17 protein-coding genes and 2 pseudogenes are annotated in these 25,142 nt (G+C 66.7%); 2 read left to right on the plus strand and 17 right to left on the minus strand.

What is annotated here, in order from left to right:
* The 4 genes and pseudogenes from AC1D2K_RS02125 to urtA form a co-directional block, all read right to left on the minus strand.
* Nucleotides 1–148: pseudogene (locus AC1D2K_RS02125) on the minus strand (ABC transporter ATP-binding protein); the annotation flags it as partial.
* 13 nt (nucleotides 149–161) lie between these two features.
* Nucleotides 162–1,361, minus strand: coding sequence for an urea ABC transporter permease subunit UrtC (gene urtC, locus AC1D2K_RS02130; protein WP_478085938.1), 1,200 nt, complete (start codon nucleotides 1,359–1,361; stop codon nucleotides 162–164).
* 47 nt (nucleotides 1,362–1,408) lie between these two features.
* Nucleotides 1,409–2,323, minus strand: a complete 915-nt coding sequence (urtB, locus tag AC1D2K_RS02135) for an urea ABC transporter permease subunit UrtB (RefSeq protein ID WP_478085940.1) — start codon at nucleotides 2,321–2,323, stop codon at nucleotides 1,409–1,411.
* Between the two features lie 40 nt (nucleotides 2,324–2,363).
* Complete coding sequence (gene urtA, locus AC1D2K_RS02140) at nucleotides 2,364–3,629, minus strand: urea ABC transporter substrate-binding protein (protein WP_478085942.1); 1,266 nt, start codon at nucleotides 3,627–3,629, stop codon at nucleotides 2,364–2,366.
* 251 nt (nucleotides 3,630–3,880) lie between these two features.
* Between urtA and AC1D2K_RS02145 the strand changes: the two genes are divergently transcribed.
* Together AC1D2K_RS02145 and AC1D2K_RS02150 are read left to right on the plus strand one after the other, a co-directional pair.
* Nucleotides 3,881–7,270, plus strand: a complete 3,390-nt coding sequence (locus tag AC1D2K_RS02145; protein WP_478085944.1) for a hybrid sensor histidine kinase/response regulator — start codon at nucleotides 3,881–3,883, stop codon at nucleotides 7,268–7,270.
* Entirely contained in the window at nucleotides 7,254–8,147 is an 894-nt protein-coding gene (locus AC1D2K_RS02150; protein WP_478085946.1) for a response regulator, read from the plus strand. The genes AC1D2K_RS02145 and AC1D2K_RS02150 overlap by 17 nt, the downstream gene beginning before the upstream one ends.
* A gap of 25 nt (nucleotides 8,148–8,172) precedes the next feature.
* Here AC1D2K_RS02150 and AC1D2K_RS02155 read toward each other — a convergent pair.
* The 13 genes and pseudogenes from AC1D2K_RS02155 to AC1D2K_RS02215 form a co-directional block, all read right to left on the minus strand.
* Nucleotides 8,173–8,313, minus strand: a pseudogene (locus AC1D2K_RS02155) (c-type cytochrome biogenesis protein CcmI/CycH); the annotation flags it as partial.
* Between the two features lie 57 nt (nucleotides 8,314–8,370).
* Complete coding sequence (locus tag AC1D2K_RS02160) at nucleotides 8,371–8,598, minus strand: CDGSH iron-sulfur domain-containing protein (RefSeq protein ID WP_478085948.1); 228 nt, start codon at nucleotides 8,596–8,598, stop codon at nucleotides 8,371–8,373.
* Between the two features lie 145 nt (nucleotides 8,599–8,743).
* Nucleotides 8,744–13,579, minus strand: a complete 4,836-nt coding sequence (locus AC1D2K_RS02165) for an NAD-glutamate dehydrogenase (RefSeq protein ID WP_478085950.1) — start codon at nucleotides 13,577–13,579, stop codon at nucleotides 8,744–8,746.
* A 126-nt stretch (nucleotides 13,580–13,705) separates the two neighbouring features.
* Nucleotides 13,706–15,340, minus strand: coding sequence for a D-alanyl-D-alanine carboxypeptidase/D-alanyl-D-alanine-endopeptidase (locus AC1D2K_RS02170; protein WP_478085952.1), 1,635 nt, complete (start codon nucleotides 15,338–15,340; stop codon nucleotides 13,706–13,708).
* Nucleotides 15,341–15,355: 15 nt separating this feature from the next.
* Nucleotides 15,356–16,570, minus strand: coding sequence for a M23 family metallopeptidase (locus tag AC1D2K_RS02175; protein ID WP_478085954.1), 1,215 nt, complete (start codon nucleotides 16,568–16,570; stop codon nucleotides 15,356–15,358).
* A 12-nt stretch (nucleotides 16,571–16,582) separates the two neighbouring features.
* Nucleotides 16,583–18,127 (minus strand): D-alanyl-D-alanine carboxypeptidase, encoded by a 1,545-nt coding sequence (locus tag AC1D2K_RS02180; RefSeq protein WP_478085956.1) that lies wholly within the window; start codon nucleotides 18,125–18,127, stop codon nucleotides 16,583–16,585.
* 327 nt (nucleotides 18,128–18,454) lie between these two features.
* Complete coding sequence (locus tag AC1D2K_RS02185) at nucleotides 18,455–18,877, minus strand: FHA domain-containing protein (protein ID WP_478085957.1); 423 nt, start codon at nucleotides 18,875–18,877, stop codon at nucleotides 18,455–18,457.
* Nucleotides 18,878–19,070: 193 nt separating this feature from the next.
* Nucleotides 19,071–19,823: an SDR family oxidoreductase gene (locus AC1D2K_RS02190; protein WP_478085958.1), complete on the minus strand. Its 753-nt coding sequence runs from the start codon at nucleotides 19,821–19,823 to the stop codon at nucleotides 19,071–19,073.
* Nucleotides 19,824–19,834: 11 nt separating this feature from the next.
* Complete coding sequence (locus AC1D2K_RS02195; RefSeq protein WP_478085960.1) at nucleotides 19,835–21,268, minus strand: aldehyde dehydrogenase family protein; 1,434 nt, start codon at nucleotides 21,266–21,268, stop codon at nucleotides 19,835–19,837.
* Nucleotides 21,269–21,279: 11 nt separating this feature from the next.
* Complete coding sequence (locus AC1D2K_RS02200) at nucleotides 21,280–22,368, minus strand: isopenicillin N synthase family dioxygenase (protein WP_478085962.1); 1,089 nt, start codon at nucleotides 22,366–22,368, stop codon at nucleotides 21,280–21,282.
* A 69-nt stretch (nucleotides 22,369–22,437) separates the two neighbouring features.
* On the minus strand, nucleotides 22,438–23,607 hold the full coding sequence (locus tag AC1D2K_RS02205) for an ABC transporter substrate-binding protein (protein ID WP_478085964.1): 1,170 nt from the start codon (nucleotides 23,605–23,607) through the stop codon (nucleotides 22,438–22,440).
* Nucleotides 23,564–24,067, minus strand: a complete 504-nt coding sequence (locus tag AC1D2K_RS02210; protein WP_478085966.1) for a hypothetical protein — start codon at nucleotides 24,065–24,067, stop codon at nucleotides 23,564–23,566. Before AC1D2K_RS02210 ends, AC1D2K_RS02205 begins: the two co-directional genes overlap by 44 nt.
* A 3-nt stretch (nucleotides 24,068–24,070) precedes the next feature.
* Nucleotides 24,071–24,934, minus strand: a complete 864-nt coding sequence (locus AC1D2K_RS02215; RefSeq protein WP_478085968.1) for an ArgK/MeaB family GTPase — start codon at nucleotides 24,932–24,934, stop codon at nucleotides 24,071–24,073.
* Between the last annotated feature and the right edge of the window lie 208 nt (nucleotides 24,935–25,142).

The following is a 25,142-nucleotide window of genomic DNA, read 5'->3' on the forward strand; positions in this document are numbered from 1 at the left end:
TCAGCGTGGTCTTGCCGGCGCCGTTCGGGCCGATGATCACGCGCAGCTCGTTCTTGTCGATGTACAGCGTCAGCGCATCGATCGCCTTGAAGCCGTCGAACGAGACGGTCAAGTCCTCGACCGCGAGTGCGAAGTCGGTGTTGCTCATGGGTGCTTTCCGGTCAGGCGCGCTGGCTGCTCACGCCATCGGGCAGGGATGGCTCCTCGGCGGCCTGGGGCATCGCCTTGACGACGGGGAGCTCCGCCTCGGGTGTCGCGGCCGGCGCCTGGCTCTTGCGGGCGGCCATGTGCCGCTTCCACCGGGGCACCACATGCTCTTCCCAGACGCCGGCCAACCCCATCGGAAAGGCCATCGTCACGCCGATGAAGAGCGCGGCCATCAGGAACAGCCACAGGTCGGGAAAGCTCTCCGAGAAATAGGTCTTCCCGGCGTTCACCAGCAGCGTGCCGTACACCGCGCCGACCAGGCTCATGCGTCCCCCGACCGCCGCGAAGATGACCATCTCGACCGAGGGCACGATGCCCACGAAGCTCGGCGACATGAAGCCCACCTGCAACGAGAAGAGCGCGCCGCCGATGCCGGAGAGCGCAGCCGCGAGGCAGAAGACGAAGACCTTGAAGTTGGCCACGTCGTAGCCCGAGAAGCGCACCCGGTCTTCCTTGTCGCGCATGGCGAGCAGGAGCGTCCCGGCCTTGCCGATCTGGATCCAGCGGCAGAGGAAGATGCTGCCGATCAGCAACGCCACGCAGATGTAATAGAGGAGGTACTTGGCGCTGTCGGTGCGGGTGTCCCAGCCAGCCAGCGTCTTCAGGTCGGTCATGCCGTTGACGCCGCCGGTGTACCCCTGCTGGCCGATGATCAGCACCGTGAGGATCAGCGCCACCGCCTGCGTGATGATCGCGAAATAGACGCCGCCCACGCGGCGCTTGAACATCGCGAAGCTGATGATCCAGGCCAGCAGCGTCGGCACCGCCACCACCGCGAAGAGAGCGAACGGCAGGTACTTGAAAGGCACCCACAGCCACGGCAGCTCGGTCAGCTGGTTCCAGTCCATGAAGTCCGGAATCCCGGGCGTCGACTGGATCTTGGTCGTGACCGGATCGGAGGCTTCCAGCTTGAGGAACATCGCCATCGCATAGCCGCCGAGTCCGAAGAAGATGCCCTGCCCCAGGCTCAGCACGCCGCCGTAGCCCCAGACCATCACCAGGCCGACAGCGACGAAGGCATAGGTCAGGTACTTGCCGATCAGGTTGAGGCGGAAGATGTCGAGCGTCAGCGGCAGCACGACCGCGAGCAGCACCGTGAGAAGCAGCACGCTGGCGAGCTGGTAGCGCTTGATCCAGGCTTGCAGGGCAATCATTGGAAACTCCGTGGCAGGTTGTTTCGTGGCTTCTTCAGCGAAATGCATCAACGGCGCACCTTGCTGGCGAACAGGCCCTGCGGCCGCATCATCAGGATCAGCACGATCAGCGACAGGGTGAGCACCTTGGCCATCGAGCCGGCCATGAAGAACTCGGTCACCGACTGCGTCTGCGCGATGCCGAAGGCCGACACCACAGTGCCGAGCAGGCTGGCCGCGCCGCCGAAGGTGACGACCAGGAAGGAGTCGACGATGTAGAGCTGGCCGGAGGTCGGACCGGTCGAGCCGATGGTCGTGAAGGCAGCGCCGGCCACGCCGGCCACGCCGCAGCCGATCGCGAAAGTGAGCCGGTCGGTGCGCTTGGTGTCGATGCCGGTGGCATTCGCCATCACGCGATTCGCCACCGTGGCGCGCACTCGCAGTCCCCAGCGGCTCTTGTTGAGGGCGATCAGCATGCCGACGGTGACCACCGTGGTCAGGACCAGCACGAACATGCCGTTGATCGGTATGTCCAGCCCCGGCGCCGGCGCCCAGGAGCCCAGCAGCCACTCGGGCAGAACCGGGCTTACCTCTTTCGGACCGATGAAGGTGCGGAACATCTGCTGCATCGCCAGGCTCACGCCCCAGGTCGCGAGCAGCGTGTCGAGCGGGCGCTTGTAGAGGTGCCGGATGAGCCCCCACTCCACCAGCCAGCCGGCGACGAAGGCGAAGAAGAAGGCCAGCAGCACCGCGACCGGAAAGTAGTACGGCAGCAGCGTCGGCGCGTTCTTCTCCACGATCGTCGAGCCGAGGTAGATCGTGTAGGCGCCGATGGTCATGAACTCGCCATGGGCCATGTTGATGACGCCCATCTGGCCGAAGATGAGCGCCAGGCCCAGGCCCATCAGCAGCAGCACCGCGAACAGGCTCAGTCCCGCGAAGCCCTGCATCAGGCCGATGTTCATCAGGTCGGTGAAACTCATGGACGATCTCCGGTGGCGAACGACGCTGCTGCTGGCCTGCTTACTGGTAGCCCTTGGGGAACGGGTCCGGCCTGATCAACTCGGGCGACTCCGATACGACCTTGAAGCTGCCGTCGAGCTGGCCCTGGGCGATGCGCGACTTGCTCCACAGGTGATGGTTCTCGTCGAGCTTCACGTAGCCCTCGGGCGCCATCTTGAGTTCGATGCCGGGCGACGCCGCGACCACCTTGTCGACGTCGAAATTCTTGGCCTTCTCGACCGCTGCCTTCCACAGCCACGGGCCCAGGTAGCCGGCCTGCGTGACGTCGCCGATCACCGCGTCCTTGCCATACTTGGCCTTGAAGGCGGCGACGAACTTCTTGTTGTTCTCGTTGTCCAGGCTCTGGAAGTACTTCATCGACGAATAGAAGCCGGCGAAGTTCTCGCCGCCGACGCCTGTCATCTCGTCCTCGGTCACCGCCAGCGTCACCAGCAGCTGCTTGTCGCCGGTGATGCCGGCCGCCTTCAGAGCCTTGTAGAAGGCCACGTTGGAGCCGCCTACCACCGCGGCGAAGATGCAGTCGGGCTTCTGCAGCTTGATCTTGTTCATCAGCGAGCCGAAGTTGGTGCTGCCCAGCGGGTAATACTCCTCGCCGACGACCTTGCCCTTCTGGAAGTTCTCGATGTGCTTGCGCGCGATCTTCATCGAGGTGCGCGGCCAGATGTAGTCGGACCCGATCAGGAAGTAGGTCTTGGCCTTCTTCTCGTTCTTGGCCCAGTCCAGGCTGTAGATGATCTGCTGGGTGGCTTCCTGTCCGGTGTAGAACACGTTGTGCGACTGCTCCAGGCCTTCGTAGAAGGTCGGGTAGTACAGCAGGCCGTTCTCCTTCTCGAATACCGGCAGCACCGCCKTGCGCGAGGCCGAGGTCCAGCAGCCGAAGACCGCCGCGCAATGGTCGTTGATGAGCAGCTTCTTGGCCTTCTCGGCGAAGGTCGGCCAGTCGGAGGCGCCGTCTTCCTTGATGACCTTGATCTTGCGTCCGAGGATGCCGCCCATCGCGTTGATCTGGTCGATCGCGAGCTGCTCGGCCTGGATCGAGCCGGTCTCGCTGATCGCCATCGTGCCGGTGGACGAGTGCAACTGGCCGACGGTCACCTCGGTGTCGGTCACCGCGAGCTTGGTCGTGTTCACCGAGGCGGTCGGCTGGCCGAAGCTCAGGCCGCTCAGGCCCAGCGCCGGCAGCGCGGCGGCGCCCTGCAGCAGTCGGCGGCGGCGCATTGCGATGCGCTCGGGCGAATCGAGCGAAGGTTCTTGGTCGCGGGACATGGCGGAATCTCCAGGCTGGGTTGAAAAAACGAGACAAATCGGTGATGCCATGCACCATCTCTGTGCGGCGCATCGCTTCACCATGGACTGGACTCTAGGAAGCGCGGGCCCCGAACCGAATACGTCAATCAACGTAGCTGCCCGCGGCGCGTGGCCTGCGAGACTGGGCGGCCGTTTCCTTCATCCGCGGAACGGACAAGGAGCGCTTCTTGCAGAGACATCGGCAAACACCCTTCCTGAAAGAATGGAACATGCCGCCCGTCACCGGTCAGAAGATCTTTCGCATCCGCCGCGACTACAACACCTGGGTCGCCAACGAGACGCTCGAGGACTACGCGCTGCGCTATACGCCGCGCAGCTTTCGCAAGTGGTCGGAATTCCGGGTCGCCAACACCGCCTTCGGTGCCACCTCCTTCCTGGCGCTGGAAGCGATCGGCGGCGCCATCGCGCTGAGCTACGGTTTCTCGAATGCGTTGTGGGCGATCCTGGTGGTCGGGCTGGTCACGTTCCTGACCGGCCTGCCGATCTGCTACTACGCGGCCAAGTACGGCGTCGACATGGACCTGCTCACGCGCGGCGCGGGCTTTGGCTACCTGGGCTCAACGCTCACCTCGCTCATCTACGCCAGCTTCACCTTCATCTTCTTCGCGCTGGAGGCCGCCATCCTCGCATTGGCGCTGCAGATGTACTTCGACTGGCCGCTGGCAGCCTGCTACCTGGTGTCGTCGATCGTCATCATCCCGCTGGTGATGCGCGGCATCACGATGATCTCGACGCTGCAACTGTGGACGCAGCCGATCTGGCTGATGCTCTTCGTGCTGCCGTATGCGGCGGTGCTGCTGCGCAATCCGCAGGCCTTCTCCGACTTCACCGGGCTGGTCGGCCGCATCTCCGGAAACAACAGCTTCGATCCGTTGATGTTCGGCGCCGGCGCMACCGTCGCCTTCTCCCTGGTGGTGCAGATCGGCGAGCAGGTGGACTACCTGCGCTTCCTGCCGGAGAAGACGCCGGCCAACAGCCGCCGCTGGTGGACCGCGGTGCTGGTTGCCGGGCCGGGCTGGATCGTGCCCGGCATGCTGAAGATGATGGGCGGTGCCTTCCTGGCTTTCCTGGCGTTGCAGCACGAGATCCGGCCCGAGCACGCGATCGAGCCCACCCACATGTACCTCGCCGGTTTCGGCTACGTCTTCTCGGACCCGGCCTGGGTGCTGGCCATCACGACGCTGTTCGTCGTCGTCTCGCAGCTCAAGATCAACCTGACCAATGCCTATGCCGGGTCGCTGGCCTGGTCGAACTTCTTCGCCCGCCTCACACACAGCCATCCGGGCCGCGTGGTCTGGCTGGTGTTCAACGTGCTGATCGCGATCCTGCTGATGACGCTGGGGGTTTTCACCGCGCTGGAAAAGGTGCTGGGCCTCTACAGCAACATCGCGATCGCCTGGGTCGGCGCGCTGGTGGCCGACCTGGTCATCAACAAACCGCTCGGCTGGAGTCCGCGCTCGATCGAGTTCAAGCGGGCGCATCTCTACGACATCAATCCGGTCGGGCTGGTGTCGATGGTGGTCGCGGCTGCGATCGCGATCGTCGCCTACGCCGGGATGCTCGGACCCTGGGCCGAAGCCTTCTCGCCCTTTGTCGCGCTCCTGACCGCGATGGTGGTGTCGCCGCTGCTCGCCTGGCGCACCAAGGGCCGCTACTATCTGGCGCGCAAGGACCTGACCCACTGGACGCCGGGGCAACTGGTGCGCTGCGCGGTCTGCGACAACACCTTCGAGTCGGAGGACATGGCGCACTGCCCGGCCTACAGCGCGCCGATCTGCTCGCTGTGCTGCACGCTGGAATCGCGTTGCCACGATGCCTGCAAGACCGGCTCCCGGGCCTCGGAGCAGATCAGCGGCTGGCTGAAGGCGCTGCTTCCGCCGGCGCTGGCGTTGCGCATCAACTTCCGCGTCGCCCACTACCTGCTGATCGCGACCTCCCTGGTGGCGCTGCTCGCCACGGTGATGGGCATCGTCTACGCGCAGGAAGGCCTGCTCGATCCGAATGCGGCGGACCGCTTCCTGCAGGCGCCCTTCCTCAAGGTGTTCGCGCTGCTGTCGCTGGTGACCGCGGTCGCCGCGTGGTGGATCGTGCTGGGCAGCGAGAGCCGCAAGATGGCGCAGGAGGAGTCCAATCGCCACAATCACCTGCTGACGCTGGAGATCGAGGCCCATCGCCGCACCGATGCAGCCCTGCAAAGCGCCAAGGAAGCCGCCGAAGCCGCCAACCAGGCGAAGACGCGCTACGTCGCCGGCATGGCGCACGAACTGCGCACGCCGCTCAACAGCATCATGGGCTACTCGCAGATCCTGCTGAAGAACGAAGCACCGCCGCGGCCGCCGCGCGAGGCGCTGCAGACCATCCACAAGAGCGGCGAGCACATGCTCGGCCTGATCGACGGCCTCCTTGACCTGGCGCGCATCGAGGCCGGGCGGCTGCAACTCGAGCCGATGCCGCTCGCACTGCCGGAGTTCCTTGACGAGGTGGTGCGAATGGTTCGGCCGCAGGCCGAGAGCAAGGGACTGGCCTTCGTGTACTCGGAGAGTGGACGCGTTCCGGCCTGGGTGCAGGCCGATGGCAAGCGGCTGCGGCAGATCCTCATCAACCTGCTGAGCAACGGCGTGCGCTTCACCGACGCCGGCACGGTCACGTTGCATGTCGATGCGCGGCGCGAGGTGCTGCGCTTCGATGTCGTCGACACCGGCATCGGCGTCGCGCCGCAGGACCACCAGCGCATCTTCCTTCCCTTCGAGCGCGGCGCCGCCGGCCGGCGCCATGGGGGCGACCCGGGCACCGGCCTGGGCCTGACCATCACCGGCCTGCTCACTTCGTTGATGGGAGGCGAGCTGCGGCTGGCCGAGACGTCCGCCAAGGGAAGCACCTTCAGCGTGCGGCTCTATCTGAACGAGGTCGCCGACCCGGGCCCGCAGGCCGAGCCGCTGCGCGCGATCTCCGGCTACTTCGGCCCGCGGCGCACCCTGCTGGTGGTCGACGACCAACCCGTGCAGCGCCAGATGCTGGCCGGCATGCTGATGCCGCTGGGCTTCGACGTGCGCGAGGCGGCCAGCGGCACCGAGTGCCTCGACAGCCTGCGCGAGCATGTGCCCTCGGCCATCCTGCTCGATCTCAGCATGGACGACATGGACGGCTGGGAGACGGCACTGCGGGTGCGCTCGGCCGGCTTCGCGCTGCCGATCATCATCGTCTCGGCCAATGTCTTCGAGAACCAGGCCGAGCGGCTGCGCCTCACTGAATGCCAGGCCTTCATCGGCAAGCCGGTGATCGAGTCGGAGCTGATCACCACGCTCGAGCGCCACCTGGGCCTCGAATGGCTGCAGCAGGGCCAGGCGCCGAGCCGTGCCCGGGCCGCGCAGTCCGGACCGCTCGAACTGCTCGCCCTGCCGGAGGACGACCGGCTCGAACTCATGCGCCTGGTGCAGATGGGCCACGTGCGCGGTCTACAGCAGGCGCTCGACCGCATCGCGGCAAGGCGCCCCGACCTGGCCGCCACCTGCAGCCATCTGCGCGGCATGCTGGCGCGCTTCGAGCTCGACAACTTCAAGCACGCACTTTCAGAGGAGAACGATGTCTCCATCCCTTGAGTCCGAACGGCCGGTGGTGCTGGTCGTCGACGACGCGCCGAGCAGCCTCGGCATGTTGTGCGACACGCTGGAAGCCAGCGGCTACACGGTGCTCGTCGCCGCCGACGGTGAATCGGCGCTGCAACGGCTCGAATTCGTGGTGCCGGACGCGATCCTGCTGGACGGAATGATGCCTGGTCTGTCGGGCTTCGAGACCTGTCGACGCATCAAGGCCGACCCGGCGCTCGCGCACATTCCGGTGCTGTTCATGACCGGCCTGTCCGAGACGCAGGACGTGGTCGAGGGCTTTGCCAGTGGCGGCGTCGACTACGTGGTGAAGCCGATCCGGGCTCAGGAAGTCCTGGCGCGGCTGCACACCCATGCACGCAATGCGCGCATCAGCCGCATGGCGCGCGATGCGGTCGACGTGGCCGGCATGGGCGTGATCTTCGTCGATGCGCATGGGCGCCTCGCCTGGCGCTCGCCGCAGGCCGAGGCGTGGCTGCGCGCGATCGGCGAGCCGGCTGAGCCTGGCCACCTGCCGCCGGCGCTTGAAGCGGTACCGACCGATGGCGGCACGATGGTCGTGGGCCTCGCGGACGGCCGGCAGCTGTCGATTCGCAACCTCGGCGCTGCGGCCCTGGGCGAGACCATGCTGCTGATGGCGCTGCATCGCGAGGGACCCTCTGCGCCGTCGCGCCTGACCGAGGCCGCACTGACGCCGCGAGAGACCGAGGTGCTGTCATGGCTGGCCAAGGGGAAGACCAACCGCGACATCGGTGAGATCCTCGGCACCAGTCCCCGTACCGTGAACAAGCACCTCGAACACATCTTCGAGAAGCTCGGCGTGGAGACGCGCTCTGCCGCCGCAGCGCTGGCGAGCGGGCATCTGGTCTAGATAGCGCAACGCCCTCCTGACCTGGCGCCACCTCGGTGACGGAACCTGTCAGGTCGCCGGGTTGCGGCGCCGCCTGGCCTGCGCGCGTCACCCGGACTTCGATCGTCAGCGAGGAAAAGCGCGACATCGGCCGCTCGGGCGACATGGCCAGGCTGTCATCGCGCACGAAGCTGGTGTCAATCTTGCACGGCGCGCGGTGAACAGGGCCATCGATGCGATCGATCTATTCGCTCGGCGTGCGGATGTTGGGGAACGCATCCGCGAGTTCGTTGCGGCCCACGTCGGCGTCGTACCAGCACAGCGTCCCCTCGGGCTCGTCGCGCGTCTTCTTGTGCGTGCCGTCGCAGAAGGGCTGCGTCGCCGACAGGCCGCAGCCGCAGATGTACTTCGTCTCGTCGCCGAAAGTCACCGGATAGGGTTTGCTGCGCGTACGCATGACCAGTCTCGCCATGATGGGCCTCCATCAGATTCGAAGCAGCCGCGCGGTCAACTCGGGTGACCGCACCAGTCAGGATCCTGCCACCACCGGGGCACGGTTGCGCTGCCTCGCGGGAACAACCCCGCCCCCAACGTAGACGGGAGACAACTGCGGCCGGCTAACCCAGGGCCCGCAATTCCCGCAGCGCAACCGACAGCATCGCCGCGTCGGGCACGGCCACGGCGCGCAGTTCCCCCATCAGTTTCGCGGCACGCTCGAGCGCCCGGCCATTCTCGGCCTGCCACGACTCGACCCGCGCGGCCGGCGATTCGCCCTCGCCGCCCCCCGCAAGCACCGCGGCGGTGATCGAGCCTTGCAGGCCCGACAGGTCGTCGAGCATCGCGCCCTTGGCGAGCATCTGCCAATGCTGGTCGGCCGGCAATGCGGCGATCCGATCGCGCAGCCAGGGCATGCCGAGCCGGTTGGCAAGGTCGAAGTAGATCGCCGCGACCAGGGCGACCGGCCACCTGGCACTGCCGGCGATTTCGGCGATGTCGAGTGTGGCGTACAGCGAATCGAAGGTGACGACGCGCTCGGCCAGTTCGCGCGGCACGCCGCCGGCCACGTAGTGAGCGACCGCCGCATCGACGCGGGCGCGCTCATCGGCATCCAGCAGTTCGGTCAGCCGCGCCGACAGCGCGTCGACATTCGGCATGAAGTGCTCGATGGTCGCCGCCATGTCTTCCTTCAGGCGCCGTGAGCGCAGGAACCACTTGGTGCCGCGTTCCAGTTGCCGGCTGGTGTCGATGAGCAGGTTCGACTGCACCGCGTCGTCGACGCGGTTGTCGAGCGCCTCGATGGACAGCCACAGCGGCACCATGCCGAAGATCTCGCGGCTCATCAGGTAGGCGCGCACGACCTCGAACGCGCGGGCGCCGGTGGTCTCGACCAGGCGATGCACGAAGGTGCTGCCCACGCGGTTGATCATGCTGTTGGTCACGTGGGTGGCGATGATCTCGCGCCGCAGCGGATGCTTGGGCATGTAGGCCGAGAACCGGTCTTTCAGCAGGGTCGGGAAGTAGCGCTCGAGCGCAGTCGCGACCCAGGCGTCGTCCGGCAGCGGCGAGGCCAGCAGGTCGTCGTAGAGCCAGATCTTGCTGTAGGCGAGCACGACGGCGCGCTCGGGACTGGTCAGTCCCTGGCCCTGGGCGCGCCGCTCGGCCAGCTCTTCGTCGGACGGCAGGTACTCGATGGCGCGGTTCAGGCGCCCGGCTTTCTCGAGGAACTGCATGAAGCGGGTTTGCGCATCGAGCAACTGCGGCGCGATGCGCCCGGTGACGGACAGCACCTGCGTCTGGAAGATGTTGTCGCGCAGCACCAGCGCGGCCACGTCGTCGGTCATCTCCGGCAACAGCGCGTTGCGCTGCTTCTCGGTGAGCTCGCCTTCGGCGATGGGCAGGCCGACCAGGATCTTGATGTTGACCTCGTGATCGGAGGTGTCCACCCCGGCCGAGTTGTCGATCGCGTCGGTGTTGATGCGGCCGCCCGCCAGCGCGAACTCGATCCGCCCCAGTTGCGTGCAGCCGAGGTTGCCGCCTTCCGCGAGCACCTTGCAGCGCAGCTCCCTGCCGTTCACGCGCAAGGCGTCGTTGGCGCGGTCGCCCACCTGCGCGTGGCTCTCGCTCGCCGCCTTCACGTAGGTGCCGATGCCGCCGTTGTAGATCAGGTCGACCGGGGCCTTGAGGATGGCGTTGACCAGCTCGGTCGGTGCGAGCGCATCGGCCGTGAGACCCAGCACCTGCTTCACCTGGGGCGTGAGCGGGATCGACTTGGCGCTGCGCGCATGGATCCCGCCGCCCTCGGAGATCAGCGCCGCATCGTAGTCGGCCCACGACGAACGCGGCAGCTTGAACAGGCGCTCGCGTTCGGCGAAGCTCCTGGCCACGTCGGGATTCGGGTCGAGAAAGATGTGGCGGTGGTCGAAGGCCGCCACGAGCCGGATGTGCGCCGACAGCAGCATGCCGTTGCCGAACACGTCGCCCGACATGTCGCCGATGCCGGCGACCGTGAACTCGGTCGTCTGCGTATCGATGCCCATCTCGCGGAAGTGCCGCTTCACCGATTCCCAGGCGCCGCGCGCGGTGATCCCCATGGCCTTGTGGTCGTAGCCCACCGAGCCGCCGGAGGCGAAGGCGTCGCCGAGCCAGAAGCCGTATTCCTTGCTGATGCCGTTGGCGTAGTCGCTGAACGTGGCGGTGCCCTTGTCGGCGGCGACCACCAGGTACGGGTCGTCGTCGTCATGGCGCCTGACATTCTGTGGCGGCTCGATCGTCCCGGCGACGCGGTTGTCCGTGATGTCGAGCAGGCCGCGCAAATAGTCCTGGTAACAGGCCACGCCTTCGCGCAGGTAGGCGTCGCGATCGCTCGGCGCGGGGGCCTGCTTGAGCACGAAGCCGCCCTTGGAGCCGACCGGCACGATCACGGTGTTCTTGACCATCTGCGCCTTCACGAGGCCCAGCACCTCGGTGCGGAAGTCTTCCGGCCGATCGGACCAGCGCAGCCCGCCGCGCGCCACGCGGCCGCCGCGCAGATGCACGCCTTCGAAGCGCGTCGAATAGACGAAGATCTCGAACATCGGCTTCGGCGCCGGCAGGTCCGGCACCTTGGCCGAATCGAACTTGAACGACAGGAAGCCGCGCCGCCGGTCCGCCGCGTCGCGGCGCCAGAAGTTGGTCCGCGTGGTGGCCAGGATCAGCGCGAGGTATTGCCGCAGCACCCGGTCTTCCGACAGATTGGCCACGTCCTCGAGCGCGGTTTCGATCTCGCGCACCTTCTCGCCCGCAGGGCCTTCGCCGCCGGCCACCCGCGCGGGATCGAAGCGCAGCTTGAAGAGCTCGACCAGCGCGCGTGCAATTCGCCCGTTCGCCGCAAGCGTGCTCTCGATGAACGACTGCGACAGCGCGAAGCCGATCTGCCGCATGTACTTCGCGTAGGCGCGCAACACGACGATCTCGTGCGCCGGCAGGCGCGCTGCGAGCACCAGGCGGTTGAAGTCGTCGTTCTCGACCGCACCGGAAGACACGGCACCGAAGGCCTCCTCGAACACCGGCCGCAACGCGTCGACCTCGGCGTCGGCGTCGGCGGCGCCGAGCACGCTCTGCAATCCGAAGTCGTGGATCCAGATCGGCGCCCCGCCCTCCGGCGCCAGCCGGTGCGGATGCTCGTCGAGCACCTTCATGCCCAGATGTTCGAGCATCGGAAGGCTGGCCGACAGGACCAGCGGCCCGCCGCGCTGCAGCACCTTGAAGCGCAAGGTGCCGGGCGGTGCCTCCAGCGGCCGGTAGAGGTTCATGCCGAGCGGTTGCGCATCGGTCAAGCGCTCCATCAGCTCGATGTCGTGCACCGCGGCCCGCGCCGCGAACTCGTCGCGGTAGCCGGCCGGAAATGCGCCGCCGAACCGACGCAGGAGAACGCTGCCGCGTGCTTCACCGGTCGCCTCGGTCAGTGCGGACTTCAAGTCGTCGTCCCAGCGCCGGGCCGCGGCGGTCAGTCGCTGCTCGAGTTCGCGCACATCGAAGGGCGGGATGCTGCCGGGCTTGGTGCGCACGACGAACTGGATGCGTGCCAGCACCGACTCCGAGAGGTGCACGTTGAACTCCGAAGAGGTGCCGTTGAAGGCCTGCATGAGGATCGATTGCCACTTCTGGCGCAGCTCGGTCGTGTAGTTCTCGCGCGGCGCGTAGATCATGCACGCGAGGAAACGCTCGAACGGGTCGCGCCGCACGAACAGGCGAAAGCGCTGGCGTTCGCCCAGGTGGAGGATGCCCATGGCCGTGTGCAGCAGCTCGTCGGCGTTGGTCTGGAACAGCTCGTCGCGCGGATAGGTCTCGAGGATGTTGGCGAGCGCCTTGCCGGAGTGGCTACCGCTCGCCAGCCCGGCGCGCCCGACCACGTCGGCCACCTTCCGGCGCAGCAGCGGAATCTCGCTCGGGTTGGCGCTGTAGGCCGTGGAGGTGAAAAGGCCGAGGAAGCGGTCCTCGCCGCACACGCGACCCTCGGCGTCGAAACGCTTGATGCCGATGTAGTCCAGGTAGCCCGGCCGGTGCACGGTGGAGCGAGAGGTCGACTTGGTGACCACCAGCAGTTCCGGCCGCCGCGCGTAGGCGCGCACCTCGGGCGGCAGCGCGGCGAAGGCGGCCGCGACGTCCTTGGCGGCCTCGCGCAGGATGCCCATGCTCGATTCCGGCACGATCCGGAGCGCGTCCTCGCCTTCGACGGTCTCCAGCTCGTGGCTGCGGTGGCCCAGGAAGGTGAAGTGATCGTCGGCCAGCCAACGCAGGAAGGCCAATCCCTCGCCGAGTTCCTGCGGCGGGATCGGCGGCGCGCGTTCTTCGAGGCCTTGCGCGATCGCCAGCACGCGCTGCTGCATCTGCTGCCAGTCCGTCACCGCCAGCCGAACGTCGCCGAGCACGCGCGCCAGGTCGGCCGCCAGCGCCTCGAGGCGGCTCGCGTCCGCCACGCGATCCACCTCGACGTGGATGAAGGACTCGCGGCAGGCGTCGGGCGCTGAAGGATCCGCCGCCAGGCCCTGAAGGATGCCGTCTCCATCGCGCCTCACGGCCACCAGGGGATGGATGATCAGGTGCAGCGTGAGTCCATGGCGGTTGACTTCCATCGTCACCGAGTCGACGAGAAACGGCATGTCGTCGTTGACGATCTCGATCAGGGTGTGGGTCGACTGCCAGCCGTGCTCCGCAATCGTCGGGTTGATCACGCGAAGCCGTGCCCGCCCCGGCTCGCGCTTGCGTGCAAAGTTCCAATGCGACAGTGCGGCGCCATAGAGGTCCGCCACCTGGCGTTCATCCAGGTCTTCCGGGTCGACCTGGCCGAAATACTGCCGGGCGAAGGCGGCGAGCAGTTCCGCAGGATCGCCCGCGACCTTCGTGCGGATCAGTTGAACCACCTCGTCCAGGCGCTCGACTCTGCGCCCGGCCTCGGTTGCATCGATCTCCATGCTTGTCTCCTTGCCGGCCTTCGATCGGGTGGGCCTGGTCCGGCTCAAGGCCACGGGATATTCAAAACACTGTGGACGCGCTGGTTCAAAAAGGCAAGCGCATTGTGAGGGGCCGGCGGGCAGCCGTCAGTGGAGCTTCCAGAGCAACGCGGAAATGATCCCGACATCCTGGAAGACCGGCAGGATCTCGTCGACGCCCGAGATCACGCCGACGTCGTTGACGGCCAGCGTGAAAGCGAGGCGCCGTCCACTCTTCGTGTCGATGTAGCCGGCGAGCGATTGCGCCTTGAGGACGGGCCCTTGCGCAGAGCCGTCGACGAAGGTGCCTGTCTTGGCATGCACCTGGCCCTTGGCGCCGGCGAGCGTGGGATCGTTCTCGAAGTCGGTCACGAACGACAGCGAGCCGTCGATGCCCAGCCGCGGGTTGGCGTCGAGGAACTCCGGGAAACTGGGCCGCTGCCGCATGCGTGCCAGCAAGGTGGTGACGGCCTCGTTGGTGGCCGTGGTGTAGCCGCCGCCGCTGCCGTCGATGAAATGCAGGGCGTCGGCCGGGATGCCGAACTGCGTTGCCAGAGTGGCCGATTCGGCCGCCTGCGACGCGGCGAGCGTGGTGACGCCCCGGGCCAGGCCGAACAGCATCAGGCTCATGTCGGCGCCGAGGTTGTAGCTGACCYTCAGGATGTGCCTGGCGAAGTCCTTGTAGGGATGGGAAACCAGTTCCGCGACGCGGCGCGCGCCGGCGTAGGCATCGCGCGCCGGCAGCGCCTGCACGGGATTCGGCGCGACGGCGGCGGCGGCGACGCCGACGCCCGCGCGCGACAGGGCTTCGATGAACACGGTGCGCGCGTAGTTCGACGGCTGCGTGATGCGGAAGGTGCGGATCAGCGGAAAACTGCCCGTGAGCGGCGGGACGAAGTCGGCCGGCAGCGTGCCGGCCACACGGCCGGTGCATGACGCGGCCCCGATGCACAGCGGCAGTTCCGGGTCGAGGTGGAGGTCGAGCGCGCTGCCCGCGGCACCGACCGCCAGGCTGGACCGGACGCCGAACGCGGCCGACTTCGGCCGCCAGTCGAGCCCGGCCTGTTTGTCGACGATGACGTCGACCACGTCGTCATTGACGAACATCGGGCTGACCTTGAATTCGTCCCGGAAGTTGAAGTGCTCGAACAGGCGGTCGTCGATGATCACCTCGCCCGTGACCTGCTGGATCCCCGAGGCCGCGACCTGCGCCGCGAGCTGGTCGAAGCCGGCGAGCGGATTCGGCGCGGTGAGTGTCGCGTTGCCCAGCGCATTCGCCTCGTTGTGGTCCTGGTTGCTGATGGCGAAGCTGCCGTCCGGGTTGGTGCGCCCGCCCATCGCGAGGTCGCCGCTCGCGACCATGATCAGGTCGCCGTGGAGCACGCCGGCGGCGTCGACGCTGCCGCGGCTGTAGACCGGCGTGCGAAACACGTGGCCGGGCCCCAGCGTTTCGAGTGCGAGGGCGACCGAAAAGAGCTTGCGCACCGAACCGATCAGGATGGGCCGCCCCGAGTTGTAGTCGTGGATGACGCGGCCGCTGTCGGCGTCGACCACGCGCAAGGCCCAGAGTGCATGGCGGTAGGCCGGCTTCTGGAAGATCCGCGTGATCTCGTCGGGCACGGGTTGCGCAGACGTGGCGAGCGGCGACGCGATGCCGCTGCCGCCGCCACCGCCGCAGCTGCCCAGCATGGACAGCGCCAGGACGACGCCCACGGTGCGGACATGGACTCGAGACAATTTCATGGGCTGTGCGAGTGGCTAGGAAGAAAAATCGACGATCCACAGATCGAGCGGCAACACGTTCTGGCGTGCACCCGGCAGCGGCACCGCTTCGACCGGGATCGGCTTGCCGTCGATGATGGCCTGATCGAAGGCCGCCGTGGAGACGCCCCGCTGGGCTGCGCTGAAGCCCTGCAGCAGGTAGGGAAGCCCGTTCGAAGCCAGCGGGTTGGGACCGTCGACGACATGGAAATGCAGGTGCGGCTCCGACGAGTTGCCGGAGCTTCCGACCTCTCCGAGCAATTGCCCCGCACGCACCGACTCCCCCGCGCGCACCCGCACCGACCCCGGCTTCATGTGCGCGAACAGGGCGAAGCTGCCGCCGCCCAGGTCCATCACGACATGGTTGCCGTCGGCCTGCTCGATCGGAATCGAAGGCGGCAACGCGCCCGGCGGCGTGTCGGGCAGGCCGTCCAGCGCCGTGACCACGCGTCCGTCCGCGACGGCGTAGATCGGCTTGCCATAGATGATGTAGCTGGCCGGCAGTTTGGGGTCGCCGACATAGATGCGGCCCTGCTCGTCGAGTTGCTCCCAGTCGATGGCGAATCGCTGGGCCGTAACGAGCTGGCCGTTGAGCGGAAGCGTCGCTCGCACATGGCGCACCGAGTCGCAGCAGCCGTCGCCGGCGATGTACCTCGCACCGCGCAGCGGGGCGCCGAGCACCAGGGCGGTCGGCGCTGCCAGCTGGATGCGCCCGGCCGTCTCGACGATCGGCGTCTGGTCGATCGACGCCGAGATCCGGTGGGCCAGCGTCGCCGGTATCGCCGCCTGGCCGTTGAAGCTCACATGCATGTAGACCAGGCCGACTTGCGAAGGGCCGAGGCTGCCCTTCACCGCGGCCTTGTCGCGCACCACCAGACGTCGCGCGATGTCCGCGGCCGCGAGCGTTGCCACGACGCCGCCGTTGCTTGCGTCGAGGACGTCCAGTCCCTGGATGGCCACGTTGTCGCCGGTGAAGTTCGTCAGTTCGAGCTCGTACACCACGTGGAAGAGTCCGTCGGAGCCCTTCACCGGCACGGGCGCATTCGCGATGCGCATCGTGACGGGCGTGACCTGGGTCGCCGGCGCGCCGGAAGTCGACTGCGCATTGACCAGCGAGCCAAGCAGCGCGGAGAACGGCGACGACGACCCGCCGCCTCCGCAGGCGACGAGCACGACGACGGCCAAGGCGCACAGCCAGCTCAGGTGTTTCATGGATTCACGCTTTCAGTTCTGGTTGTAGATGACGCCGGCGATCTGCGCTTCGTCTTCGAACACCTCGAGCGAATCGGCGATCGCGGTGAGCGGGCCCGCGTCATTGACGAACAGCGCGAAGGACAGCGTGCGGCCGCTCTTGGCGTCGATGTAGCCCGCCATGCTGATGGCCACGATCTTGCCGTCCTCGATGGTGGCCCCGCTCTTCACGGCGATGTGTTCCTTGCCGGCGACCGCCTTGCCGATGCTCGCGAGCGATCCGTCGATTCCCAGCAGGGGCAGCGCGCTGCGATACGCCGGGTAGCCGGCGCGCATGCGCATGGCGCTGATCAGCCTGGCCGTGGTGCGGGCCGACGCACGGCTGTCCGGGGTTCCGCTGCCGTTGGTCGGGAAGTCGAAGCCGGCCGGGTCCAGGCCGATGGCGCCGGTGAGCAGCTTGCGCTCCGCGGCCAGAGCGGTCGCCACTGTTCGCTGCCCCTGCGACAGCCCGACCTGCATCAGGCTCATGTTCGCGCCCGTATTGAGACTGACCTTGAGGATCAGCCTGGCGTACTCCGAATAGGCCGGAGACACGAAATTGGCCACGCGCGACTCCGCCGCATAGAAGCGGGATGGTGGCAATCTGCTGGCCGGGTTGACGGCCACGGCGGGCGCGGCCACCGTCACGCCGGCGCGCGCCAGGGCGTCGATGAAGGCGATGCGCGCGAAGGAAGGCGGGTCCTCGACCCGCAGGATTCCGACATAGGTGGAACCGCCGACGAGCGGCGCCTGATAGCCCAGCGGAATGGTGGCCGGCGCCAGGCCGCTCGCGCTCGAGATCGTGCCGGTGCAGCCCGGGCTTCCGAGGCAGCCGAGGCTGAAGCTGTCGAGCGTCGCCGCGGAGACTTCGATGTCGGCCGCCGACCCGGCGCTCCCGGTGACGGGGCTGCCGGCCATCGAGAAGCCGCGGGTCCTGGGCCGCCAGTCAAGCAGCGCGGGATCCCCTGCCCGTGCGCCGGCTGCGAGCGTGACGTCGATGAGGTTCTCGTTGAGGCTCATGGGGGAGATCAGCACGTTGCCGTTCGGCACGCGGAAACTGTCGAACAGGCGGTCGTCGACCACCACGTCGCCGTCCACGCGCTGGATGCCGGCGGCCCGCACCTGGCGTGCGAGTTCGTTGATGCCGGCCAGCGGGTCTTCCGGTGTCAGTCCCGAGCCGCGAAAGGCGTGCGCCTCGTTGTGGTCGAAGTCCGTGTAGGCCAGGGTGCCGTCCGCCTTGGCGCGGCCGCCGAAGGTGAGATCGCCGGACGCCACCAGCACGAGATCGCCCGCCAGAACACCTCCCCCCACGGGTCCGGTTCGATACACCGGCGTCTCGAAGCGATGGTCGGCGCCGATCGTGTCGAGCGCCATCCCCACGGAGAACAGCTTGCGCACCGAGCCCGTGAACGAGAGGCGGTCAGGGTCCAGCGCGTAGACCAGCTCGCCGGTCCTTGCATCCATCACGACCAGGCTCCACTTCGATTTCGCGTCGGTGTAGCGCGGCTTGGCCATGATCTCGGCAATGGCCGGGGGCAAGGACAGGGGTTTCCCGGCGACCAGGGCCGCCCCTCCGTCCGAGGAGCCGCCCCCGCAGGCCGCAAGCAGGAGCGGGCATAGCAAGGAAGCGACGACAGCGCGAGAAAGTCGCAGCGACACGGACGGCCTTTCTGTTCTTGTTGGATGGCCCGGTTTCAAGCCTCGGCCGCCAGTGCACCTTCAGGCTTCGTGGAACGAAGGCTGAAGGGCAGGCGATGGTAACGGCTTCGTCACATATTTGCGACCGCGCCGGATCGCAAGCCAGGCGGTCGAGCGCGCTCGATTCAACTCATTTCACCGGCGTGATGTCGCCGCCGGCGGCGGCATTCAAAGCTTGCCGCGCTCGCTGCGAGGCGCGTCCGGCACGGTCGGTGCGTCCGAAGGGGACCGTTCCCGCTCCAGGTTCACGAGCAGCCCGTGCATGGTCAGCATGCGCAAGGCCTCGATCTGCGTGAACTCCTGGTCGGTGGCGACGAACCGCATCTCGTAGCTGCCGAGGCGGATCGCGTCACCGTGCGCCAGAACCTGGCTCTCGATCCGGACGTCGTTCACGAACGTCCCGTTTCGGCTGCCGAGATCCGTGATCGTGACGAACGCCTGCTCGACGTCGATGACCGCGTGGTCGCGGCTCGCCTGTGCAGAGTCGACGATCACCTCGTTGCCGGTGCCGCGCCCTACCCTGTTGTTGTGAGGATGGAGCTGGACCTGCCGGGTCTCTCCGGCGGCGGTCATCATGATGAGCATGGGCATGGCGAAGCCTCAAGCCATGCGGCTTCGGGGATGATTTTCATGAATGGGCTGTTGCTCGGCGCGTCCGATGATACGCAACAGCCAGGAGGCCGAGCGTTCCGGTCACCTATATCTGCCCAAAGCTCATCGCGGCGCGGAACTCGACAGCCTGCCCGCTTGACTGTCGAGTGGCGCTATTCGCGAAAGCCGACCCTCAGATGGAGCGCCCGCCGTCCACCGGCATCTCGACGCCGGTCAGGAAGCGAGCCTCCTCAGTGGCCAGGAACAGCGCCACGTTCGCCACGTCGGCCGGGTCGCACATCCTTCCGAGCGGAATCGTCGAGACGAAGCGAGCCCGGTTCTCGGCGGTGTCCGCCACGCCCATGAAATCCTGAAGAAGGCCCGTGGGCGCCATGACCGGGGAAATGAGATTGACGCGAATGCCATCGGGCGCCAGTTCGACGGCCATCGACTTCGTCATGACCTTCACCGCGCCCTTCGAGCTGTTGTACCAGGTCAGGCCGGGGCGCGGGCGGATACCGCCGACCGATCCCACGTTGATGATCACGCCGTCCTTCTTTTCCTTCATCAGCGGGACCACCGCGCGCGTCATGTGATAGATCGACTTGACGTTGACGGCGAACACCCGATCGAAGGTTTCTTCGTCGACATCCAGCATCGACTGGTTGCGGTGCGTGGTGCCCGCGTTGTTGACCACGATATCGGGAACACCGAAGCGCTCCACGCAATGGCGAACCATGGCTTGCACCTGGTCGAAGCGGCTGACGTCGCAAGCCACGGCGCTCACGTGGTCGCCCAATCCCGCGGCGATCCCCCGGGCGGCCTCCAGGTTGATGTCGGCAAGGACGACGCTGGCGTTCTCCTTGGCATAGGCCCGCGCGATCGCGGCGCCGAAGCCGCTGCCTGCGCCGGTGACGATCGCGATCTTTTTGTTCAATCTGGACATGGTGGATTTCCTTATTCGTAGTGCTGGACAATGGTCTTGGTGGTGCTCATCTCTTCCAGGGCAAGGAGCCCTTTCTCGCGGCCATAGCCGCTTTTCTTGACGCCTCCGAACGGCAGCTCGACCCCACCGCCCGCGCCGTAGCAGTTGATGAAGACCTGGCCGCTGGCGATGCGCTGCGCCAGCCGCGCCTGACGGCTTCCGTTCTCCGTCCAGATGCCGGCGACGAGACCGTAATCGGTGGCGTTGGCCAACTGCACCGCATCTTCTTCGTCCGTGAACGGCATGACCGACAGCACCGGGCCGAACACCTCCTGGCAAGCCAGGCGGTGCCCGCGAGGGACGGGTCCGAAGAGCACGGGCTTGACGAAGTAGCCCTCGCCTGGAACGCCTGGCGCCAGGCTGCCTTCGGCCAGCTTCGGCACCCCCATGGCGACCGCCTCGGCGATGAACGAGCTCACCTTGTCGTGTTGCCTGGCGTTGATCATCGGACCGCAATCCAGATCCATCTCCGGCGTCCCGACCTTCAGCGCCTGGAAGCTGGCCGCGATCGTCGCGACGAACCGGTCGTAGATGCTTGCCTGGACGAGCAGGCGGCTGCCGGCCGAGCAGGTCTGGCCGGCATTCTGGACGATGGCCCGGACGATGATGGGTGCGGCCTTGGCCAGGTCCGCATCGTCGAAAACGATCTGCGGCGATTTGCCCCCGAGCTCGAGAACGCACGGGACATGGTGGCGCGCCGTGGATTGCTGCACCTGGACACCGACCTCCGGCGAGCCGGTGAACGTCGCGAAGTTGATGCCCGGATGCGAGGTCAGCGCTGCGCCGGCCTCGGCGCCATAGCCGGTCACGATGTTCAGGGCCCCGGGCGGCAGCCCCGCCTGCATCGCGAACTCGGCGAGCTTCAGGGCGCTCAGGCAGGCGTCCTCGGAGGGCTTGACCACCGCCGCGTTCCCCATGGCCAGCGCGGGAGCGAGCGTGCGCCCCATCATCTGCGCGGGATAGTTCCACGGGATGATGTGGGCCGTGACGCCGTGCGGAATGCGAACCACGCTCACGTTGTAGCCATTCAGGTAGGGAATGGTCTGGCCGTGGATCTTGTCGGCCGCGCCGCCATAGAACTCGAAATAGCGCGCCACCGCCTTGGCATCCGCGCGGGCCACGGACATGGGCTTGCCGGTATCGCGGGCCTCCACCTCGGCCAGTTCCTCGGCATGGTCCAGGATGATCTGCCCGAGGCGCTGCATGATGCGGCCGCGCTCCGTCGCCGTCAGGCGCCCCCAAGGGCCTTCCAGCGCGCGGCGCGCTGCCGCGACCGCCAGGTCGACATCCGCGGACCGGCCTCGTGCGATCTGCGCGAACGCCTGTCCGCTGCACGGATCGATGACGTCGATGGTTTCGCCATCGACCGCATCGACCCATTGCCCGTCGATCAACAACTTGCTCACGCGATGCTCCTTCACTTCAAGCCAGCCGCTGCTGGCTCGACCTCGCTCATGAACTTGGGATCGTTGTAGTGGTAGAGATCGTCCAGGTAGGGAACGAAGAAGTCGTAGAAGGAACGCGAGTCGTACTTCGCCTTCTCGCCCGGCTTCACGCACGCCGGGATCGGCCCGACGTTGGCGTCGTCATCGGGGTAGAAGAAGAAGGTCAGCGCATAGCGCTTGGTCGGCGGATTGACGACCCGGTGCGGCGTGGCGATGAACCGGTCGTTGGACAGGCGATTGAGGACCTGCCCCGTGTTCACGATCAGGGCGTCCTTGACGTAGCTGACCTTGAGCCATTCCTTCGACGGCGTCATCACCTGCAGCCCGGGCACCGGCGTCATCGGCAGCAGCGTCAGGAAGCTGCCGTCGGAATGCGGAGCCAGCGCATATTGGCCTTCTTCCAGCTTCTCTTCAGGATGGTAGTAGGCGCAGCGCTGGTAATACTCCGGCGCCTTGAACATGCTGTCGAAGTAGTCGGCCGGAAGGCCCAGCGCACGCGCATAGATCGGCAGCAGCTTGAGCGAGAGCTTCTCCATCGAGGTCTGGTAGTCGAACAGCGTCTTCTTGAACTCGGGAAGACTCTCGGGCCATTGGTTCAGCCCGCGGTGCCGGACATTGGCAAGCACCTTCGGGTCCTCGGCGGTGCGGTTCCTCATGAACAGCCAGGCGGCATTGGTGTCCTTCTTGGTGTTGACCGCGATCTTCTCCGCGATGGCGGTCGATTTCAGGATCGAGGACTTGGGCGGCAGATAGCCCTGGTGGTGGAATCCGACCCGGTGCCTGAGTTTCTCCTCCATCGAAATATCGAAGAGCTTCGCGGTCTGACGGAATGACTCGTCGATCAGGGACTGCGGAATGCCGTGGTTGACGATCGCGAAGAAGCCCAGGTTCTCCTGGATGCACTTCACGTCCGCCCCCAGTTGCTCGAGCGCGCCAGGCACGCCCGCCAGATAGGGCCCGACGTCGAGGATCGGCAATTCCTTGCCGTCCGCAATGCAAGCCCGAACGCTCGCGGAAGCGGCCACCTTGTTGTCGATCTCCGCGCTCGCTGATGTCGTCATGATTCATGTCTCCTAAATGGTAGTTACCGAAAAATCATCTGCTCGTCGAACTCTCGAATGGAGCTCCCGTCAGTTCCACAACTTGCACTTGGATTCCGCCTTGGAAGCGAAGGCCTGATCGCCCGGGATCATCTGCACCTGCTTGTAGTAGTCCCAGGGTCCCTTGGAGGCGGCAGGGCTCTTGATCTCCATGAGTCGAAGATCGTGGACCATGCGTCCGTCCGGCCGGATATAGCCATTCTGGGCGTACATGTCGTTGATCTTCTCCTTTCTCATCTGCGTCATCACCTCGTCGGCCTCGTCCGACCCCAGCTGCTTGACCGAATTCAGATAGTGAAGCGCCGCGGAGTAGCTGGCCGCCTGCATGCTGGTGGGCTTCTTCTTCATCTTTTCCTGAAAACGGTCGGCCCACTTCCTCGTTTTCTCGTCCGAATCCCAGTACCACGCTTCGGTCAGGTTGATGCCGCTGGTCAGCTTGAGTCCCAGGGCATGCACATCGGTGATGAACAGCATGAGCCCGGCGATCTTCATCGACTTGGAAATACCGAATTCGCTCGCAGCCTTGATCGAGTTGACCGTGTCTCCTCCGCCATTCGCCAGTCCCAGTACCTCTGCCCCGGAGGATTTGGCCTGCAGCAGGAACGACGAAAAATCGGAGGCCGACAGAGGATGGCGAACGCTGCCGAGCACCTTGCCGCCATTGGCATTGATGACCTGCGTGGTTTCCTTTTCCAGGGACTCGCCGAAGGCGTAGTCGACCGTCAGGAAATACCAGGTCTTGCCGCCCTGCTTGGTCATCGCCGTGCCGGTTCCGCGGGCCAGGGCGACCGTGTCGTAGAGGTAGTGGACCGTGTAGGGAGAGCACTCCTCGTTGGTCAGCTGGGCTGCGACGCCGCCTGTCACCATCACGATCTTTTTCTTTTCGGCGGCCACCTTGGCAATGGCAAGGCTGGTTCCCGAGCTGGGGCCGCTGATGATCATGTCCACGCCCTGCGTGTCGAACCACTCGCGCGCCGTGGTCGCGGCGATGTCGGGCTTGGCGGAATGATTGGCCGTCACGATCTCGATCTTCTTGCCATTGATTGTGCCGCCGACATCCGCGATCGCCATCTTCACGGCCTCGGTGATTCCGTTCCCGCCCATGTCGGAATAGATGCCGGACATGTCGGCGAGGACGCCGATCTTCACGACGTCGTCATTGATCTTCGACCATGCCGGCGCGCTGGCCGCGATGGACATCAGAGCCACCGCCGCAGCKATGCGGCTTCGTGAGCCCGAGATTTTTTTCAAGAAGGCGTTGCTGGAAGAATTTCTCATTGTTGTCTCCTGTTGTTCGATTCAAACGATCTTGCTCATCGGCCCGCGCGCACCGGGGCTCGGGCGGCCCCGGACCCGAGCCGCCCGCCGCGTGGTGCGCGACGTTGCGTCGCAGCGCCTGCAGCATGCGCAGCTGCTCGGGATCGGCCATGGAGCTGGCGACTTTCTGGCAGTAGTCCCACAGCGTCTCGTCGACGCGGGCCTCGAGGCGGACCGCATCGACCAGGCGCAGGATGGCCAGGCGGTCATGCCTGAGCTCGACGCTGCGCTGGACCAGGGAAAGCGCGGCAGCGCGGGCATCGAGCGCCTGCGTCTGCGAGGCCTGCGCATGGGCTCCGTGGCGCAGGGTTCTTTTCAGGGACTTGATCAGTGCGCGCGACATGGCTCAGTCCACCTGCGTGCCGGAGGTGYGGACCACCGCAGCCAGTACCCGCGCCAGCTGCTCCTGCAGCGGGGCTTCGAAAAAGACGTCCTCCTGAGCGGCGATCGCCTCCGCGACGCGCATCTCCAGAAGCCGCCGGAGCCGGTAGCGGACCCGTTGGGCGCGAAGCCGCTGGTAGCGTTGCGGGTCGGCGCTGCGCCAGGCCTGGTGGCGGTCGATCGCTTCCGACAGGGCACTGATCGAGCCCGGCTGCGACGCCGAGGCCAGCAGGATCGGCGCCCGCCACGCGCCCTCGGGGCGTTGGGTCACGGCCGCGATGCGCTGGATGTCGGTGGCCATTCGTTGCGCCCCCGGCAGGTCCGACTTGTTGACCACGAAGATGTCGGCCATCTCCATGATCCCGGCCTTCATGGCCTGCACCGTGTCGCCGCTCTCGGGCAGCAGCACGAGAACCAGCGTGTCGACCTGTGCACGCACCGCGTACTCGGCCTGGCCGATGCCGACCGTTTCGAGCAGGACTTCGTCGAAGCCGAACTCGTCCATGACGTCCAGCATCTCGGGCAGGTTGTCGGCGAGACCGTCGCAGGTGCGGCGCGAGCCGAGCGAGCGGATGTAGAGGTCCTCGACGCCGGCCAGGTCGTCCATGCGAACGCGGTCGCCCAGGATCGCACCGCCGCTCTTCGGGCTGCTCGGATCGACGGCCAGCACGCCCAGCCGGCCTTTCGGCCTGCGTTCGAGCGCCAGGTGCCCGACCAGCGTGCTCTTGCCGGCACCCGGTGCCCCGGTGACGCCTATCCGGCGGGCAGCGTGCGCCGGGCRCTCGCGCGGCGCCGCCTCCGCCAGCGCCGCCGTGCTCGCGTTGGCCATGCGCGTCAGCGCGCGGCTCAGCGCCCATCGATCCAGCGGCGGCGCGGCGTTTCCTAGCCCCCACGCTCGGCACTCCGTGTCCTCGCTGCCCCCCGAGGGGGTGCGAGCTTGCTTGGGGCGGCCCGGCGCGGCGCTCATACGAGCCCCCGCGCTCGGCACTGCGTGTCCTCGCTGCCCCCCGAGGGGGTGCGAGCTTGCTTGGGGCGGC

Source organism: Variovorax sp. P1_H12_2 (assembly GCF_056405335.1).

What these genes read in the sequence shown, in the direction of transcription:
- AC1D2K_RS02150 (WP_478085946.1), top strand. Translation starts at nt 7,254, where the DNA reads ATGTCTCCATCCCTTGAGTCCGAACGGCCGGTGGTGCTGGTCGTCGAC.
- AC1D2K_RS02185 (WP_478085957.1), bottom strand. Translation starts at nt 18,877, where the DNA reads ATGCCCATGCTCATCATGATGACCGCCGCCGGAGAGACCCGGCAGGTC.
- AC1D2K_RS02175 (WP_478085954.1), bottom strand. Translation starts at nt 16,570, where the DNA reads ATGAAACACCTGAGCTGGCTGTGCGCCTTGGCCGTCGTCGTGCTCGTC.
- urtC (WP_478085938.1), bottom strand. Translation starts at nt 1,361, where the DNA reads ATGATTGCCCTGCAAGCCTGGATCAAGCGCTACCAGCTCGCCAGCGTG.
- AC1D2K_RS02190 (WP_478085958.1), bottom strand. Translation starts at nt 19,823, where the DNA reads ATGTCCAGATTGAACAAAAAGATCGCGATCGTCACCGGCGCAGGCAGC.
- AC1D2K_RS02205 (WP_478085964.1), bottom strand. Translation starts at nt 23,607, where the DNA reads ATGTCCATCGCGGCCAGCGCGCCGGCATGGTCGAAGATCAATGACGAC.
- urtB (WP_478085940.1), bottom strand. Translation starts at nt 2,323, where the DNA reads ATGAGTTTCACCGACCTGATGAACATCGGCCTGATGCAGGGCTTCGCG.
- AC1D2K_RS02160 (WP_478085948.1), bottom strand. Translation starts at nt 8,598, where the DNA reads ATGGCGAGACTGGTCATGCGTACGCGCAGCAAACCCTATCCGGTGACT.
- AC1D2K_RS02200 (WP_478085962.1), bottom strand. Translation starts at nt 22,368, where the DNA reads ATGACGACATCAGCGAGCGCGGAGATCGACAACAAGGTGGCCGCTTCC.
- AC1D2K_RS02165 (WP_478085950.1), bottom strand. Translation starts at nt 13,579, where the DNA reads ATGGAGATCGATGCAACCGAGGCCGGGCGCAGAGTCGAGCGCCTGGAC.